This is a genomic window from Acinetobacter sp. KS-LM10 (assembly GCF_036896575.1).
In the GTDB taxonomy this organism is placed as follows: domain Bacteria; phylum Pseudomonadota; class Gammaproteobacteria; order Pseudomonadales; family Moraxellaceae; genus Acinetobacter; species Acinetobacter avistercoris.
Genome location: NZ_CP145906.1, coordinates 1,204,524 through 1,222,316 on the forward strand (window position 1 = coordinate 1,204,524; position 17,793 = coordinate 1,222,316).

At 39.7% G+C, this 17,793-nt stretch carries 13 protein-coding genes and 4 tRNA genes; 12 read left to right on the plus strand and 5 right to left on the minus strand.

The features are described from left to right. Positions 1–32 precede the first annotated feature (32 nt). From V5M36_RS05495 to V5M36_RS05520, 6 genes are all read left to right on the plus strand, one after another. Entirely contained in the window at positions 33–1,877 is a 1,845-nt protein-coding gene (locus tag V5M36_RS05495; protein ID WP_338562847.1) for an extracellular solute-binding protein, read from the plus strand. A gap of 29 nt (positions 1,878–1,906) precedes the next feature. Further along, positions 1,907–2,989 carry a microcin C ABC transporter permease YejB gene (locus V5M36_RS05500; protein WP_338562849.1) on the plus strand — a complete coding sequence of 361 codons (1,083 nt, stop codon included), beginning with the start codon at positions 1,907–1,909 and terminating at the stop codon, positions 2,987–2,989. Then, positions 2,989–4,005, plus strand: a complete 1,017-nt coding sequence (locus V5M36_RS05505; RefSeq protein WP_338562852.1) for an ABC transporter permease — start codon at positions 2,989–2,991, stop codon at positions 4,003–4,005. Before V5M36_RS05500 ends, V5M36_RS05505 begins: the two co-directional genes overlap by 1 nt. After that, a complete protein-coding gene (locus V5M36_RS05510; protein WP_338562855.1) occupies positions 3,977–5,587 on the plus strand; it encodes an ABC transporter ATP-binding protein in 1,611 nt (536 codons plus the stop codon). Before V5M36_RS05505 ends, V5M36_RS05510 begins: the two co-directional genes overlap by 29 nt. A 124-nt stretch (positions 5,588–5,711) precedes the next feature. After that, on the plus strand, positions 5,712–6,956 hold the full coding sequence (locus V5M36_RS05515) for an NADH:flavin oxidoreductase/NADH oxidase family protein (RefSeq protein ID WP_338562858.1): 1,245 nt from the start codon (positions 5,712–5,714) through the stop codon (positions 6,954–6,956). A 308-nt stretch (positions 6,957–7,264) separates the two neighbouring features. Continuing rightward, positions 7,265–7,828: a YiiX family permuted papain-like enzyme gene (locus V5M36_RS05520; protein WP_338562860.1), complete on the plus strand. Its 564-nt coding sequence runs from the start codon at positions 7,265–7,267 to the stop codon at positions 7,826–7,828. A gap of 198 nt (positions 7,829–8,026) precedes the next feature. Here the strand turns inward: V5M36_RS05520 and V5M36_RS05525 are convergent. The 5 genes from V5M36_RS05525 to V5M36_RS05545 all read right to left on the minus strand — a co-directional run bounded on the left by V5M36_RS05525 (position 8,027) and on the right by V5M36_RS05545 (position 10,459). Next, a tRNA-Glu gene (locus V5M36_RS05525) sits at positions 8,027–8,102 on the minus strand. A gap of 47 nt (positions 8,103–8,149) precedes the next feature. After that, positions 8,150–8,225: transfer RNA gene (locus tag V5M36_RS05530), tRNA-Glu, on the minus strand. A 26-nt stretch (positions 8,226–8,251) separates the two neighbouring features. Further along, positions 8,252–8,327: transfer RNA gene (locus tag V5M36_RS05535), tRNA-Glu, on the minus strand. A 536-nt stretch (positions 8,328–8,863) separates the two neighbouring features. Beyond that, the gene (locus V5M36_RS05540; protein ID WP_338562862.1) at positions 8,864–10,276 is read right to left on the minus strand and encodes an amino acid permease; all 1,413 of its coding nucleotides are present in this window, start codon (positions 10,274–10,276) and stop codon (positions 8,864–8,866) included. 107 nt (positions 10,277–10,383) lie between these two features. Further along, positions 10,384–10,459 (minus strand) — tRNA-Glu (locus tag V5M36_RS05545). A gap of 518 nt (positions 10,460–10,977) precedes the next feature. On the opposite strand from V5M36_RS05545, the gene V5M36_RS05550 reads away from it, so the two are divergent. From V5M36_RS05550 to V5M36_RS05575, 6 genes are all read left to right on the plus strand, one after another. Beyond that, positions 10,978–11,601, plus strand: coding sequence for a paraquat-inducible protein A (locus tag V5M36_RS05550; RefSeq protein WP_338562864.1), 624 nt, complete (start codon positions 10,978–10,980; stop codon positions 11,599–11,601). Further along, positions 11,598–12,368: a paraquat-inducible protein A gene (locus tag V5M36_RS05555; RefSeq protein ID WP_338562866.1), complete on the plus strand. Its 771-nt coding sequence runs from the start codon at positions 11,598–11,600 to the stop codon at positions 12,366–12,368. The genes V5M36_RS05550 and V5M36_RS05555 overlap by 4 nt, the downstream gene beginning before the upstream one ends. Positions 12,369–12,439: 71 nt before the next feature. Next, positions 12,440–14,104 (plus strand): PqiB family protein, encoded by a 1,665-nt coding sequence (locus tag V5M36_RS05560; protein ID WP_338562868.1) that lies wholly within the window; start codon positions 12,440–12,442, stop codon positions 14,102–14,104. Continuing rightward, complete coding sequence (locus V5M36_RS05565; RefSeq protein WP_338562870.1) at positions 14,094–14,834, plus strand: PqiC family protein; 741 nt, start codon at positions 14,094–14,096, stop codon at positions 14,832–14,834. The genes V5M36_RS05560 and V5M36_RS05565 overlap by 11 nt, the downstream gene beginning before the upstream one ends. 395 nt (positions 14,835–15,229) lie before the next feature. Further along, a complete protein-coding gene (gene mdcA, locus V5M36_RS05570) occupies positions 15,230–16,909 on the plus strand; it encodes a malonate decarboxylase subunit alpha (RefSeq protein ID WP_338562872.1) in 1,680 nt (559 codons plus the stop codon). Next, on the plus strand, positions 16,909–17,784 hold the full coding sequence (locus V5M36_RS05575; protein ID WP_338562874.1) for a triphosphoribosyl-dephospho-CoA synthase: 876 nt from the start codon (positions 16,909–16,911) through the stop codon (positions 17,782–17,784). Before mdcA ends, V5M36_RS05575 begins: the two co-directional genes overlap by 1 nt. Positions 17,785–17,793: the final 9 nt, after the last annotated feature.

Below are 17,793 nucleotides of genomic sequence, written 5' to 3' on the forward strand. Positions count from 1 at the left end.
TTTGCATCTGCAAATAAGGATATGGCACAGGGATGCGCTCTCAATTTGCAGATTTCAAATTATGGTTTTTAATTGCAGTTCAATTCATATTAGGGACATCGGTTTGGGCGGCAGTTCAAACTACCCCTTATATTGCAATTCATACCGAAGCAAAGTATGCAAATGCTCAGTTTATGCCTTATGCCAATCCCAATGCACCTAAAGGTGGGTTGATCAGTCAAGCTGGAAATGGAACCTTCGATAATTTAAACAGCATGAATGGCAAGGGCAGTAGTGTTGACGGGACCAATTATCTTTTTGATACCTTAATGGATAATTCATTGGATGAGCCAAGTGTGCTCTATCCATTGCTCGCTGAGAAAGTTACCTACGACCCCATCAAAACAAAATTTATTATTTTTCATCTCAATCCCAAAGCTAAGTTTAGTGATGGGAGCCCTGTTACAGCTGAAGATGTTAAGTTGAGCTTTGATTTTTTTCAACATAAGAGTAATCCAGGCTTACAGATGTACTTGTCAGATTTGGATATAACTGAAGTGTTATCTAAACACGCCATTAAAATGACTTTTAAATCAGACAACAATACTGAAATGCCGCTGATTTTGGCGCAAATGCCGATCTATTCAAAAAAAGATTGGAAGGACAAAGATTTTGCTCGGATCACGATGCATCCCATTATGGGCTCTGGGCCTTATCAGATAGAAAAAATTGATGCCGGACGCAGTATTACCTACAAACGTAACCCGAATTATTGGGCCAAAGATTTACCGATTAATCGTGGCCGATATAATTTTGATCGTTTGAAGTATGTGTATTATCGGAATATAGATATTGCTTTTGAAGGATTTAAAGCGGGTCAATATACTCTTCATGAAGAAAAAAAGGCACGGACATGGGTAACAGGTTATAACTTTCCTGCCCTGAATAACGGCATGGTGACCAAGTATATTTCCAAAACTGAAACGCCAGCACCCACGCAAAGTTATGTATTTAATACTCGTAGAGCGCCCTTTAATGACATTCATTTCAGGCAGGCATTAAATTATGCCTATGATTTTGAGTGGTTGAATAAAGCACTTTTTTATGGACAATACCAACGTCTACAAAGCCATTTTCAAAATAGTGCACTGGCGCCAGTGGGTAAGCCAAATGGATTAGAGCTTAAATTGCTAGAACCTTACTTGAGTAAACTGCACCCAACGCATCGTCAAGGTGTGTTATCTGATTGGAAGTCGCCAGTTTCAGATGCCAGTGGTTATAATCGGCAGAGTTTATTAACAGCGCGATCCATTCTGTTGAAAGCCGGATACACATATAAAAATGGACTTTTGGTTGATGCTCAAGATAAACCGATTAAGATTGAATTTTTAATACATCAAGATGGTTTACAGCGGACCTTGATGCCATTCATTCGTAATGTCAAAAAACTGGGTATTAGCGTTCAAATTCGTCAGGTCGATGTTCCTCAATATTTAGAACGTATACGCCGTTCCGATTTTGATATGACGACGATGGTGATGCCTCAGTCACTGACTCCTGGTAATGAACAAGCTCAGTTCTGGAGTAGTCAGGCCGCGGATGAGCCGGGCAATTACAACTTTTCAGGCATAAAAAATGCTGTGATAGATGATGCCGTTCAACAGGTTATACGTGCACCGAATCGTGAGCAGTTAATTCTAAGAACTAAAATATTAGATCGTTTATTACGTGCAGGTTATTATCAAATTTTAAGTTATGCAAATGACAAAAATTGGTATGCCTATTGGAATATGTATAAACAACCTCAGACCAAACCAAAATTAGCATTGGGTGAGGAATATTGGTGGGTGGATCAACAGCAAGCCCAAAAAGTTGCTCAATATTTACGTCGTAAATAAGACGTTAAATCAAAAAGGATTTCGTCATTATGGGCATCTATATTTTCAAGCGCTTGTTATTAATTATTCCCACTCTTTTTCTAATTTTATTGATTAATTTTATCGTGGTTCAACTGGCGCCGGGTGGTCCAGTGGAACAAGCCATAGTACAAGCAGAAAATTTCCAAGGAATGGGCGCAGCCACAGGTGGTGGAGAGGCTGGAACCACTGGCTCCAATGTTGGCAGTCAATATCAAGGTGCACGTGGTTTAAGTGATGAAATGATAAAAAAAATCGAAGCACAATATGGCTTTGATAAACCTGCTCATGAACGGTTTTGGCACATGTTAAAGGGTTATGTGAGTTTTGATTTTGGCACCAGTTTTTTTAAAGATAAACCCGTCACACAATTATTATGGGAAAAAATGCCAGTGACGATTTCACTGGGGTTATGGAGTACCTTACTGATTTATCTGGTTTCAATTCCTCTTGGTATTCGAAAGGCGAAGCAACATGGCATGTTTTTTGATAAGACCACATCTTTATTATTAGCTGTTGGTTATGCTGTACCAGCCTTTGTATTTGCTGTGCTGCTTATTGTCTTTTTTGCAGGTGGATCATATTTTCAATGGTTCCCTCTACAAGGTTTAGTCTCAGAAAACTTTGCACAACTGAGTCTGTGGAACAAAATTATTGATTATTTTTGGCATATGGCTTTACCTCTAATCGCCATTGTATTGAGTGGTTTTTCGAGTTTGACCTATCTGACTAAATATTCATTTATGGAGGAGTTGAGTCATCAATACGTATTGGCTGCTCGGGCAAAAGGGTTGAAGGAAAATCGTGTTTTGTATGGGCATGTATTCCGAAATGCAATGCTGATTGTGATTGCAGGTCTGCCTGAAGCCTTGGTCGGAATTTTCTTTGTTGGTAATTTATTTATTGAAATAATTTTCAATTTAGATGGTCTAGGTTTATTGGGTTTTGAGGCCATACAGCAACGTGATTATCCTGTGATATTTGGAACTTTATTTATTTTCACAGTGATGGGTTTAGTATTACGTTTAATTAGCGATGTATTGTATCAAGTGATTGATCCACGAATTAACTTCGATGCAAGAGGGGTGAAATAATGTCTCCTCTTATGCAGGCGCGAGTTCAACGATTTATAAATAATAAACTCGGTTTTACTTGTCTCATCATTTTTAGCATCATCTTTTTATTGTCATTGGGTGCTGAGTTTATTGCCAATGAAAAACCATTAGTGGTTAAGTACGAGCAAACCTTATATTTCCCTGTTTTTAAAAAATATCCAGAAACGACTTTTGGTGGTGTGTTCGAGACTGAAGCTGATTATAAAGATCCTGTCGTACAACAACTGATTGATGATAAGGGCTGGTCTATTTGGCCGATTATTAAATACGGTTATCAAACGCCGAACTTTGAGTTGGCCGAGCCTGTTCCTTCACCGCCAACATCAGAAAACTGGTTAGGTACAGATGACCAAGGCAGAGACGTTATGGCGCGTGTGCTTTATGGGCTGCGAGTATCTTTGCTGTTTGGTTTGGCTTTGACTTTATTTGCGTCATTTATCGGTATTGTGATCGGTGCTATTCAAGGGTATTACGGTGGTTGGATTGACTTAATAGGTCAGCGCATATTGGAAGTGTGGGGTGGTTTGCCGACCTTATTCATGGTGATGATTCTGGTCAGTATGTTTACACCAAGCGTATATTGGCTGTTTTTGATTATGCTGCTGTTTGGTTGGCCTGCTTTGGTTGGTCTTGTTCGGGCAGAGTTTTTAAAAGCTCGTAACTTGGATTATGTACGTGCAGCCAGATCGTTGGGTGTAAAAGACTCCGTCATTATGTTTAGGCACATTTTGCCCAATGCAATGAGTTCAACCTTGTCGCAGCTGCCTTTTATGTTGACGGCTAATATCACAGCTTTGACGGCACTAGACTTTTTAGGCTATGGATTACCGCCAGACGCTGCATCAATAGGAGAATTACTCCTGCAAGGCAAAAATAATTTAAACGCACCTTGGTTGGCATTGTCAGGCTTCTTTAGTTTGGCCATCGTTTTATCACTATTGATTTATATTGGGGAGGCGACACGCGATGCATTCGATCCAAGACGCAACAGATAAACCTCAAGATGGTCATTCAATAACGCCTCTGTTATCGGTTAAAAATCTCAGTATTCAATCTGATCAATCAGTATTGGTTAAACAGCTGAGTTTTGATTTAAAAGCGGATGAAACACTGGCCATTGTGGGTGAGAGCGGTTCAGGTAAATCAATCAGTAGTTTGGCGCTGCTGGGCTTATTACCAGACAATTTAAAGGTTGAAGGTGAGGCAAATTTTGCAGGTGAAAATCTCATCACCTTAACCACACATCAACAACAAAGTATTCGAGGTAAACGGATTGCAATGATTTTTCAAGAGCCAATGACGGCTTTGAATCCTTTGCATCGTGTAGAAATGATTATTGGCGAACCGTTATTACTCTTAGGTCAGTCTAAACAGCAGGTGAAACAACGGATCTTGGCATTGCTGGCAGACGTAGGTATGAGCAATGCTGAAGAAAAATTAAAACGTTATCCGCATGAGCTGTCAGGTGGTCAACGACAACGGGTCATGATCGCTGCGGCTTTAGCGCTCGATCCTGAAATATTGATAGCAGATGAACCGACAACGGCCTTAGACGTAACACTTCAAGCGCAAGTGCTGAATCTACTCAAAGAATTAATTCAAAAACGCCACATGGCGATGATTTTAATTAGTCATGATTTAAATCTAGTGAGGCGTTATGCCGAAAATGTTGTGGTCATGAGTAAAGGTGTAGTGGTCGAGCAAGGCGAGGTGAGTCAGGTATTTACTCATCCTAAAGATGCTTACACAAAGAACTTACTGGATCATGATTTTGGTGAGGCCAATGCAGCGCTGTTGGATGCGCCTGAAATTCTACGTTTAGAACAAGTCGCGGTAAAATTTCCGATTAAAACAGGCTTGTTAAATCGAGTTAAGGACTATTTCACAGCTGTTGAAGCGCTGGATATGCAGATTCAACAAGGCGACTCGATTGGCATAGTCGGTGAAAGTGGTTCAGGTAAAACATCTTTAGCACTGGCCGTAGCGCGACTCATCAGTAGTGAGGGCAAAATTGTTTTATTGGGACAAAACCTTAATGAGTTGAATGAAAGCAAATTACGTCATTTGCGCACTGATTTTCAAATGGTGTTTCAAGATCCCTTTAGTAGTTTGAACCCTCGATTAAATGTAGAGCAAATTATTGGTGAGGGTTTGGCGCTAAAAAAAATCACGAAAATAGAAATTAAACAAAAAATTGAAACTGTTTTGGCCCAAGTTGAATTGCCAATAGATTTTAAAACTCGTTATCCACATGAATTATCGGGTGGACAAAGGCAACGTATAGCTTTGGCGCGGGCATTGGTTCTTCAGCCCCAGCTTATTATTTTAGATGAGCCAACCTCAGCGCTTGATCGAAGCACGCAACGTGCCATTGTAAAATTATTAAGACAATTACAATTAGAACATCAATTGACTTATGTATTTATTAGTCATGATTTGCAAGTGGTTAAAGCCTTGTGTCAAAAAGTCTTGGTCTTGCGTAATGCTGAAGTTGTTGAGTTTCAAGACACAGATTCTTTATTTAATCATCCCCAACATGACTATACCCGTAAGCTAATAGCAGCTAGTCAGTATTAGATCAACATGATTGAAGGATGTGAGATATCACAATTTATCAATTTGACATTCTGGATTGTCAAATCTACACTGAGCGTGAAGGATATACATTATTTAAGCAGTTTTAAAACAAGAGATCATTTTCATGAGTCAAATTGCTGATCAGATTCAAATACGAAATACCACGTTTAAAAACCGAATTATTAAAGGTGCAATGAGTGAGGCATTGGCGAATACAGCTGGTGAACCGAATCATTTGCACTTAGGCTTATATGAAGCTTGGGCAAAGGGTGGACTAGGTTGTGCCATCACAGGTAATGTCATGGTTGACTATCGCGCTAAAAATGAACCCGGCGTGGTGGTGGTTGAAACTGAACGAGATTTAGCGAAGTTAAAACAATGGGCTGATCTGGGTAAGCAGCATGGCATGGTGCAATTGATTCAATTGTCACATCCAGGTCGTCAGTGTCCTAAAGGTTTAAATCGAGAAACTGTTGCACCGTCAGCAGTGCCTTTTAGTGCAATGTTGTCTACGACCTTTGCTACACCGCGTGAGTTAAAAGAAACTGAAATCTTAGATATCATTCAACGTTTTGCAACGTCAGCGGCAATTTCTGAAAAGGCTGGTTTTGAAGGCGTTCAATTGCATGGTGCGCATGGCTATCTTATTAGTGAATTTCTATCTCCATTGACCAACAAAAGAAATGATCAATGGGGTGGAAGCATTGAAAATCGTATGCGCTTTTTACTCGAAATTTATAAAGCGGTACGTGCAGCAACATCGGAAAATTTTATCATTTCAGTCAAATTGAATTCAGCTGATTTCCAGAAGGGCGGTATTACTGAGCAAGAAGTTGTTGCTGTGTTTAAAGCGATTGACGCTGTAGGAATCGATCTGATCGAAATTTCCGGCGGAACGTATGAAGCGCCCGCTATGGCAGGTGCTAAATCAAATCATCGAAAAGAAAGTACCATTGCGCGTGAAGCCTACTTTTTAGATTTCGCTGAAATGATTCGTAAACAGGTTAAATGTAAGCTAATGGTTACAGGCGGTTTCCGTACAGTCAAAGGGATGAATGATGCGCTGGCAAGTGGTGCATGTGATTTTATTGGATTGGCACGACCACTCGCGGTTGAAACTGATTTAGCAAATCGTTTAATTGCGGGTCATGATGTGAAATATGCAGTGAAGCCTATTAAGACTGGAATTCCTTTGGTCGACAAAATGGCGATTATGGAAATCATTTGGTATGCAGCACAGTTCAAAGCCATTGGTGAGGGAAAACAGCCCAATCCAAAACTGTCACCGTTAAAAGTATTTTTTAAATATTTAAAAGGTAATTTAACAGCAGTGGTTAAAGGGCAGCTTAATTCACGTAAAAGCGCTTAACTAGAGCTAGACTTATCAATTTATTGATTGCTCGTCATGCTATTTATAAGCAATGAAGCCTTAAGCTGTTAAGCAATAAAGTATGGTTATTCTTATTGAATATTGTTTATATATTCAGTTATATCTAAATCATAATATTAGCGATGAGTTTGCCATATCTTCAACCCTTTAAAAATGCCGACAGTTTTAGAATATCTGAGCTGTTCGGCATTTTTTTATGATATTTTGATTCAACAAATTAAAAAACAGATAAAAATACAATGATAAAGACCTCTTACTTTTTCTACTTACTATGTTTTTACTTGAGTATGCTGGGGATTTCATCTGTTTATGCGCAAACGTTAAAAACAGAGGATATTATTTTTCACACCTCTAAATCGACACAGAGTAAGGTGATTCAGAAAGCCACGCATTCAGCTTATAGTCATATGGGAATGGTGGTTTATCGAGAAGGCCAACCTTGGGTTTTAGAGGCAATTCAACCTGTGAAATATACGCCTCTGGACGCTTGGATTAAGCGAGGTATAAATCAACATTATGTGGTTAAGCGCTATGAGAAACCTTTAAGTACTCAGCAACAACAACGTTTAGTTCAGTCAGCCGAACAGTATCTCAATAAAGATTATGATGTGTATTTCGGTTGGGGTGATGATGCAATTTACTGTTCTGAGATTGTGTGGAAGGCTTATGATCAAGGTTTGGGGATTCAGCTTGCACCGTTACAAAAGCTGAAGCAATTTGATCTCAGTGATTTGAGTGTTAAGGCGTTAATGAAGAAGCGTTATGGAACACAGATTCCATTGAATGAAACAGTGATTGTACCAGAAGCAATATTTCAATCCAAAGTTTTAAGAACCGTGACGTTGAAATAAAAACAATTTAATTCAATTGAAATGAAAATGATCAAAATGTAATAAAACGATCAAATTGAAATAATGTAAAGCGATGCTGTGTTCTTAAGGATCTTAAGTTATTAAGTTGAGTGCTTTTCAGCCAACAATAAATACGGAACAATAAAAAGCCCAAGTCAAATGCTTGGGCTTTTTAGCAAGATGTTGCCATCTTAAATATGGCGTCCCTACGGGGATTCGAACCCCGGTTACCGCCGTGAAAGGGCGATGTCCTAGGCCTCTAGACGATAGGGACAGAGTGAAGTAGATATATTTAAACCAGACCAAAACTTTGGAATTTAATGGCGTCCCTACGGGGATTCGAACCCCGGTTACCGCCGTGAAAGGGCGATGTCCTAGGCCTCTAGACGATAGGGACTAAATAAACATACATACTTCTGAAATTGGCGTCCCTACGGGGATTCGAACCCCGGTTACCGCCGTGAAAGGGCGATGTCCTAGGCCTCTAGACGATAGGGACGTTTCAGAGGTGGGCGTATATTAGGTCGAAAATAGGGGGGTGTCAAACGCTTTTAAAAGAAAAGGCTCAATAAAAAGTTTGACTGGGTAAAATTAAATCATTTTTAAAATTTTTGATGAAATTTAATGCAAATTAATGTTTATTTCAGATTTTAAATCTTAAATTCCATATAAATAGAGTGGATCTAAAGTATTAAAATGAACGTTTAAAAAACAGGCGTTTAAGTTTAAACAGTCTTTAAACAAATTTTTCAGGTCATTGGCTGATTTGTAATATTTCTTCAGACAATTAAGTACACATATATTGATGTTTGTAACGAAATTTAAGGATTAAGGATTAAACATCAAAGACTAAGAAAAAAGTGAAATTTTAAGTCATAAACATAAGTGTCGAATTTATGAATAGTTTAATGAAGATGATGGCTTAGATTAAAATCATTTTTTTAGCTCATTTTTATTGATTAAAATACGATTTTCTTAACTGATAGATAAAAATAAGAGAGTGAATCAATCACTCTCTTATCAGGCTTATAAACACTATTTTTTGTGATACAAGGTGTAATAACTGATATAGCAGGCCGCTATAAAGATTAAACAACCAAAGAAACTGACTCGCATGGATGGATCAAACACCATGCTGATACAGGTAATGAAACAGAAGATAAAACCAAGAATCGGCACGATTGGAAAAAAAGGTGCTGCAAATCCTAATTCCTGCTTCGTATGACCTGCTTTATACCACTGTCGACGGAAATTAAATTGACTGAGGCAAATACTCATCCAAACAATGACCATGGTAAATGCGGCGATACCCAATAGATTGGTAAAGATCAGTTCAGGTGCGAATTGCTCTGAAAGTAGACCAGGCATAGCGCCAATCATGGTTACTGTCACAGCCACGTATGGAATACCGCGTGAGTTTACCTTAGAGAATACAGTAGGTAATTGTTTTTGATCTGACAAAGACCACATCATACGGGAAGCGGCGAAAAGACCTGAGTTCGCTGCAGACAAGAGTGCGGTAATAATAACGAAGCGAATAATATCTTCTGCATAAGGAATACCAATATGCTGGAAGACCGTCACGAAAGGACTACTACTCACACCACTAGCAGCCAATCCAGCTTCTTGATGTGGCAAGAGTGCGGTAACGACGATGATGGTACCCACAAAGAAAATCAATAATCGGAAAATGGCTGTATTGATTGCTTTAGGTACATTTTTAGCAGGATCTTTTGTTTCACCCGCAGCGACACCAATCAGCTCAGTACCCGAAAAGGCAAAGTTAACGATAAGCATCGTTGCAAAAATAGGGAATAGACCTTCTGGGAACCAACCTTGCGCTGTTAAATTGGTTAGTAAGGGCGCAGATTCCTCATAACCTTGGTAGCCCAAAATACCAAAGATGGCCATTAAGCCGAGGATAATAAATGCAACCACTGTAACAACTTTGACTAAAGCTAACCAGAATTCAGACTCTGCAAACCAGCGTGTCGAAATCATATTCAAGCTAAAGACAAAGACCCCAAAAATAAGGGTCAAAAGCCACATTGAAATGCCAGGAAACCACTCCTGCATGAGTAATGCGGCTGCGGTAAATTCAGTACCGAGAGTGACAGACCATGTCAGCCAATATAGCCAAGTGATGGTATAGCCTGTACCGGGTCCAATATAGCGTTTGGCATAAGCACCAAAAGAACCTGATTCAGGCATATGAACAGCGAGTTCACCCAAACATAGCATGACCATGTAAGCGATGATACCGCCGAGAAGATAAGCAATGATGGCACCAACTGGCCCCGTTTGTGCAATGACTTCACCCGAACCTAAGAATAGGCCTGTTCCGATTGCGCCGCCAAGCGAAATCATGACCAGATGTCGAGTACTCATAGCGCGTTTTAAAGGCGCAGAATTGCCCTGATGCGAAGCATCATTCGGAGATGAGTGCATAGGAAATGAAATAAAATGAATGAAGCGAGCTATTGTAGTGTAAAAGCCAAAGACTGCAATCGAATAATAGTAATTATTGCATGTGAAATAAGCGTATTGCTTAATATTGGCGTCCCTACGGGGATTCGAACCCCGGTTACCGCCGTGAAAGGGCGATGTCCTAGGCCTCTAGACGATAGGGACGTTTTGAGGTGATGGCTATACTATCGTTTTGATAGATTAATGTCAAAATCGAAATCAAGATATGTTTCACAACAGCTTATGTATTAAACGAATTTGATTTAAATTCTCCGACTCTCAATCTATGATTTTTCGAAAAAATGGATAAATTGCTTCAAACGGGCTCATTTCACTTTTTTATAAATAATCTCTATAAACAAAAAGTGAAATCTGAATTTAATATGTGGAGAAAATTAAATATAGATTTTAGCGGACTTTATTTTAATACTAAATTTTTACTTAGATTCGTTTTGTAAGTCTATGCATTCATATCTGCTGATAAATGTGTATTTAACCGCAGGTAAAGCAATGCTAATCACTTCGAGCTGGTTAAATCTGAATTGACTTAAACATCTGAATGTTCTGCTTAAAGCGGAATTCATCAGATTATGTATAAAAATCTACAAAATATACTTGAGCTTTACGGTAAAGTATCACCAGAGCATTTAGCCTATTCAAAATAAAAAAGGTTCATTATCACTATGCATTCGACGTTATCAGGCTGTGAGGAATGTGACACTGTTTATCAAAAAGTTCCTCTGAAAGCTGGAGAGCGTGCCTATTGTAAGTGTTGTGGAGCAGAGCTTTATAGAGAGGGACAGTCCTTTACTCATCTTTTGGCATTGGTCATTACTGGATTAATTGTTTTTGTGATTGCTAATAGTTTTGCCATTGTGAAAGTTGAGCTGCAAGGGCTTTATTCTGATACCACATTGCTGGGAGCTGCATGGGCCATGTTTTATGCTGATCGTGCTTTTGTCGGTCTTTTAATTTTATTTACCACGTTCATCGTCCCATTGTTGTATTTGTTACTCATGGCGTATGTGTTAATCACCGTATTACTCATCTCTAAAGACCAATTACAAGTTCATCCTGAAAAAATTCGATTTGCTTTGAGAAGTTTATATCTCATTCGTGTTTGGGGAATGGTTGAAGTATTTTTGATTGGAGTATTGGTCACGTTGGTCAAATTGGTAGGGATGGTGGTTGTGATTCCCGGCATTGCACTTTGGGCATTTACGATATTGAGCGTATTACTGGTTTATATCGTGTCGATAAAAGTAAAGGATTTGTGGGACGCAATTGATCGGTACTCAATCTCATGAAAAAAAATAATGAATTAGACACCAATATCCAGCATGAAGATGCAGAATCCATTGTAAGAGCAATCGACTTATCTATGGTGCTTTGCCATTGTTGTGGACTACTCAATGATATCGCACCGATTACTCAACTTGAAGAAATAGAGGCTAAGCAAATTGATCATGCTAAATGTGTGAGATGCCATAGTCACTTACATGTACGAAAAACCAAAAGTTTAGAGCGCACATTTGCTTTTCTAATCGCGGCAACCATTTTATATATTCCAGCCAATGTACTTCCCATGACGGTGACTGAATCCTTGTTGGGTAATCAACAAGATACCATTATGAGTGGAGTGATTTATTTTTGGAAAAGTGGTGATTATTTTGTATCTACAGTTATTTTCGCTGCAAGTATTTTTATTCCCATGTTGAAGTTAGTGATTCTTGGAATTTTAATGTTGGCAGTATATTTGCAATCCAATAAACACTTACATTTTTCGCCTGAAAACTGTGCCAGAATGTACCGTATTGTAGAGTTTATTGGTCGCTGGTCTATGATTGATGTCTTTGTGGTGGCGTTATTGGCTGCATTAATTCAAATCCAATCACTGGCCACTATTCTCGCTGGACCGGGTGCTGTCGCCTTCGGTGCAGTAGTGGTGCTGACTATGCTTTCATCTTTGAGTTTTGATCCAAGAATCATCTGGGATAACTATTATTTAGCACAAAAAGAACAAAAACCAACCTCAGGTGGTGAGCGTTCAGATATTGTTTATGTACAGAAGTAAATATTATACTCATCGCATGTCATTGATATTGAGATGATCCAAATTCGAGCCAATTGAACAAAGAATAAAATATGTCTGACCAAAAAATAACTGATCAAAACTCAGATTTACCTTCAGAAGATCCCATCATTCGAGATCCTTCACGTTTAGCTGAGCCTGATAAAAAACGCGGAAAGTGGAAACCTTCATTTATTTGGATTGTTCCTTTTATTGCTTTGCTTATTGGTTTATCTCTGGCGGTAAAGGCCTATATGAGCATCGGTCCAAAAATTGATGTGTCTTTTAGAACGGCTGATGGTTTAGAGGCAGGTAAAACCACAGTCCGTTATAAGAATGTGAATATTGGCTTGGTTCGTCAAATTGATTTATCTGAAGATCGTTCACATGTGATCGCGAAGATTGAACTGAGTAAATCTGCCAGCAACTTTGCAGCAGAAGATACGCGTTTCTGGGTGGTACGTCCTCGTATAGGAACAGGTGGGATATCTGGAATTGATACGTTACTATCAGGTGCTTATATTGAAGTGGATGGTGGCAATTCTAAAAAGAAAAATGCTGATTTCAAAGGATTAGAAACACCACCTGTCGTGTCATCTGATGTACCGGGTAAAGTATTTTTCTTAAAGGCGGATGATTTAGGATCATTGGATTTTGGCTCTCCAATTTATTATCGAAAAATTAATGTGGGTCAGGTGACCGCATATAACATTTCAAATGATGGAAAAAATATTGAATTACAAACATTTATAAAATCACCCTATGATAAATTTGTGACCAAAGACACTCGTTTTTGGCAAGCGAGTGGTATCGATGTGAGCCTAAATGCATCTGGATTTAATTTGAACACGCAATCGCTGGCCAGTATTGTCGCTGGAGGTATTGCATTTGGTCATCCCGAAAATTCGAATTCTGGGATTGCAGCTGCCAATAGTCGCTTTGAACTGTGGGGTACACGCACTGAAGCGCTTAAAAAACCTGATGTGAATCCACGAAATATTGTGATGTATTTTTCTGATTCTTTGAGAGGACTTTCAGTTGGTGCACCTATTGATTTTATGGGTGTTGAAATCGGTAACGTAAAATCAATCAATACAGAATTCCATCGTGATTATAGTCAAATTCGTATGCGTGTGGATGCCACGATTTATCCATCACGGATAGCAACGGGTAATGAACTCGATCCACATAATCGTATTTTTAAGAACTTTATTGAACGTGGCTGGCGTGCACAAGTACGTACCGGTAATCTCATTACGGGACAAAACTATATTGCTTTCGATTTGTTCCCTAAAGCGAAATATGCAACTTTAACCATGAATGCGAATGGCGTGGTAGAGGTTCCGACCACCCCAACTGAGTTGAAAGGTTTGCAGGCGCAAGTTTCTAAAATCGCGGATAATGTCACTAAATTCCCGTTAGTCGAAATTGGTCAAGATGTGCGTAAGACCTTGAGCACTTTAAATACGACAGTTCAGTCGACAAAAAAATTAGTTGATCAATTGGATGGTCAGGTTGCACCTAATTTACAAGCGACTTTAAACGATGTTCGTAAAACGGTTCAATCTTCTGAAACATTGTTGTCGAGTGATGCTCCAGTCCAGCAGGATTTAAGAAGAGCGTTGCAACAAGTCACTCGTGCGGCAGCATCTTTACAATTAATGGCTGATCAAATTGAACAGCATCCTGAATCTTTGATTCGTGGAAAAACGTCAGAGCCGAAAAAAAATGATAACTAAACGTATGATTGAATCTGGAAAATATCATCAGCTAAACCATCTGAAAATGATCAGTGTAAGCCTCATTATGATGCTGGCTATTACGGGATGTTCTGGGTCTAAAGAGCCCAACTATTACTCACTGTCACCACGCGTAACGCCTTCCGTCGGTTCGACGAGTATCCGTGTAATCGAAGTGATGCCAGTGGGTTTGGCAGATCGATTAAACAGGATACCCATTGTCGTTCAAGACTCATCTGGGCGTTCAAATGTATTAAGTGAACAGCGTTGGACATCGACTTTGTCAGCAGAGTTAAGAGATGGTTTATCTGCAGGACTACAACAGAAACTAGGCGCAGTAGATCGCTACAACAGCGGTATGACGGGCGGTAAACCCGCATATCGAATAGCCACTGATTTTTCTCAATTTGATATTATTGAGCAATCTGCGCAAGAACAGGCGCAAGGCGCTAAGCATGCCATTCATGTTGCAGTGGCATGGACGATTAAATATACCGATCCGAATAAGCCGCTTGTGAATAGCAAAAATACTCAGCTTGCTTTAACAACAGGACAATTAAGTTGTCGCATGACATTTAAACAGCCCGTCATGTCAAATCAGGGACAAATGATTGATGCCGTGAACACCTCAAGAATGTCGCTTGAAAAAGTGATTGATGCGGTGGCTGCATCTGTTATTGCCGTGGAAAGTAATAGAAAGTTGAGTAGATCTGATCTGACGTGTGGTTAACAAATGCTGATATAAATAAAGGCCTAAATTTAGGCCTTTATTTTGATCTGGATTCAAGAATTTAAAAAAAATATGAGCTCTCTTATATAAATCATTTTTACTCTCCAAATTAAGAATGAGTATTCCCTCATCTTAGCTTTCTCTGAGAAGGCGAAGATATTTAATCTCTGTTGCACTTCATTTAAGAATCTAAGATATATAAAAACTCTTTTAGAACTGCTTAATCAATCATTTTAATCAATCGCTTTAAATTCAAAAAAATAATCACGAATAAAACTGTCTGAAAACATTCATTAACCTGAGGTTAAGAGATGGCACTTCTGGTTGATTGATCTCAGTCTAAGAAAAGGCTTTGATAGATGAAGATCAAAAAATACAGAATTAGGACAAATAACATGGATAGTTCAGTTCCGAACATAGAACGTAAATGGAATACACGTCGCAATGCGAAACAGCTAAAAGTAGAAATGGTCAGCAAATACGCTGATGGCGTGGTTATTCCAACGCAAGATATTGTCAAAGTTTTAGAGACATTAATTAGTGCAGGTGACCGCGTTGTTTTAGAGGGAAATAATCAAAAACAAGCTGATTTCCTTTCTCGTTCTTTGGCGCAGACCAATCCTGATATTTTACATGATCTACATCTGATTATGCCGAGTGTAGGACGCCCTGAACATCTCGATTTATTTGAAAAAGGCATCGCTCGTAAACTTGATTTCTCTTTTGCGGGCACACAAAGTTTGCGCATTAGCCAACTTGTTGAAGATGGCTTACTCGAAATTGGCGCCATTCACACTTACATTGAACTGTATTCACGCTTATTGGTCGATTTAATTCCAAATGTCGTACTCTCAGCAGGCTTTATGGCCGATCGTGAGGGTAATATTTATACTGGCGCAAGTACAGAGGACACTCCAGCACTGATTGAACCTGCGGCGTTTAGTGACGGTATTGTGATTGTGCAAGTGAATGAGTTGGTGGATGACGTTAAAGATTTACCGCGAGTTGATATTCCAGCATCTTGGGTCGATTTTGTGGTTGTCGCAGACAAGCCTTTTTATATTGAACCATTATTTACACGTGACCCCAAACATATCAAACCTGTTCATATCTTAATGGCCATGATGGCGATTCGAGGGATTTATGAACGTCATCATGTGCAATCACTCAATCATGGTATTGGCTTTAATACCGCCGCAATTGAACTGATTTTACCGACATATGGTGAATCCCTAGGTTTGAAAGGAAAAATTTGCACAAATTGGACACTCAATCCACATCCGACTTTAATTCCTGCGATTGAAACGGGCTGGGTAAAAAGCGTCCATTGTTTTGGTACTGAATTGGGCATGGAGAAATATGTTGCTGCAAGACCAGACATATTTTTTACAGGCCGTGATGGATCACTCCGATCTAACCGAATGATGTGTCAGCTTGCGGGTCAATATGCAGTCGATTTATTTATCGGTGCAACCTTACAAGTCGATGGCAGTGGTCATTCTTCAACGGTGACTAAAGGACGTTTAGCTGGCTTTGGTGGTGCACCGAATATGGGGCATGATCCGCGTGGCCGACGTCATGCTACACCTGCTTGGCTGGATATGCGCCCCGAAGGGGCAACTGAAACGGATACTTATCTCGCACGCGGTAAAAAGTTAGTTGTGCAAATGGTGGAAACTTTTCAGGAAGGTGGAAAGCCAACTTTTGTACACACACTTGATGCCGTAGAGGTTGCAAAAAAGGCAGGTATGCCACTCGCACCGATTATGATTTATGGTGATGATGTTACACATCTTTTAACCGAAGAAGGTATCGCGTATTTGTATAAAGCCAGAAGTTTAGAAGAACGTCAGGCAATGATTGCTGCGGTTGCAGGTGTGACCGAAATTGGCTTAAACCATGATCCTAAAACCACAGAGCGTTTACGTCGCGAAGGATTAGTGGTGTTCCCAGAAGACCTCGGAATTCGTCGTACAGATGCAACACGTGAATTACTGGCGGCAAAAAATATTGCAGATCTTGTGACATGGTCAGATGGGCTGTATCAGCCGCCTGCAAAATTTAGGAGCTGGTAATGAATGCTTATGTTCAACCTGACTTCACTCAACAGTGTGTGGTGCTTGCAGACTTTGCAGTAGATGCTTTGATTGCAGAAGTGAATCTAACACCCAAGCCTGCATTGGTAGATCAGCGTGGAAGTGGCGCACATGATGATTTAACACTGGCGTTAATGCAGCGTTCTGCGCACAGTTTGAAGCCTATGTTTTTAAAAATGGCACAAGCCGCTTTTCAACATCGAATGTGTTCATTGGCTTTGCGTGAAGCGATAGGTGAAATTGGTCGTGCAGGCGAAACGGTTATGCTCGAAACGACAGGGGGTGTGAATACCCATCGCGGTGCAATTTGGGCACTAGGTTTGATGGTTACAGCTGCCGCGTTGAAGAGTTTGACTGCGAAATCAGTGCATGCGATTGAACTGTGTAAATTAGCGGGGGAAATAGCCAAACTTGAAGATCGATTTATTCCTCAGCAGGCCTTAAGCCACGGACAATACATACAGAAAAAACTCGGAATAAACGGGGCAAAATTTCAGGCTCAGCAAGGTTTTCCAGCCATTACTCATTTTGGTTTGCCGACGTTGCATAAAAGCCGAAAGATACAGGGTAATGAAACAAATGCGCGAATCGATGCTTTGCTCGCGATGATGACGACTTTAGATGATACCTGTGTTTTATATCGTTCAGGAGAGGCAGGTTTAGCTCGAATGCAACAAGGTGCTCAAGCGGTGTTAGACCTTGGCGGTTATTCAACAGTGGCTGGAAAGCTTTACTTTCATGTCTTTGAACAAGATCTTTTAGAACGAAGAGCATCGCCGGGTGGAGTCGCAGATTTACTCGCAGCAACATTATTTATCGATCGTGTTGAGCAGTTTAATTTTAAGAATAAATAGGAAATAAGG

Coding starts and splice junctions, on each gene's coding strand:
- V5M36_RS05500 (WP_338562849.1), top strand. CDS start 1,907: ATGGGCATCTATATTTTCAAGCGCTTGTTATTAATTATTCCCACTCTT.
- V5M36_RS05505 (WP_338562852.1), top strand. CDS start 2,989: ATGTCTCCTCTTATGCAGGCGCGAGTTCAACGATTTATAAATAATAAA.
- V5M36_RS05555 (WP_338562866.1), top strand. CDS start 11,598: ATGAAAAAAAATAATGAATTAGACACCAATATCCAGCATGAAGATGCA.
- V5M36_RS05575 (WP_338562874.1), top strand. CDS start 16,909: ATGAATGCTTATGTTCAACCTGACTTCACTCAACAGTGTGTGGTGCTT.
- V5M36_RS05565 (WP_338562870.1), top strand. CDS start 14,094: ATGATAACTAAACGTATGATTGAATCTGGAAAATATCATCAGCTAAAC.
- V5M36_RS05495 (WP_338562847.1), top strand. CDS start 33: ATGCGCTCTCAATTTGCAGATTTCAAATTATGGTTTTTAATTGCAGTT.
- V5M36_RS05515 (WP_338562858.1), top strand. CDS start 5,712: ATGAGTCAAATTGCTGATCAGATTCAAATACGAAATACCACGTTTAAA.
- V5M36_RS05540 (WP_338562862.1), bottom strand. CDS start 10,276: ATGCACTCATCTCCGAATGATGCTTCGCATCAGGGCAATTCTGCGCCT.
- V5M36_RS05550 (WP_338562864.1), top strand. CDS start 10,978: ATGCATTCGACGTTATCAGGCTGTGAGGAATGTGACACTGTTTATCAA.
- V5M36_RS05560 (WP_338562868.1), top strand. CDS start 12,440: ATGTCTGACCAAAAAATAACTGATCAAAACTCAGATTTACCTTCAGAA.
- V5M36_RS05520 (WP_338562860.1), top strand. CDS start 7,265: ATGCTGGGGATTTCATCTGTTTATGCGCAAACGTTAAAAACAGAGGAT.
- V5M36_RS05510 (WP_338562855.1), top strand. CDS start 3,977: ATGCATTCGATCCAAGACGCAACAGATAAACCTCAAGATGGTCATTCA.
- mdcA (WP_338562872.1), top strand. CDS start 15,230: ATGGATAGTTCAGTTCCGAACATAGAACGTAAATGGAATACACGTCGC.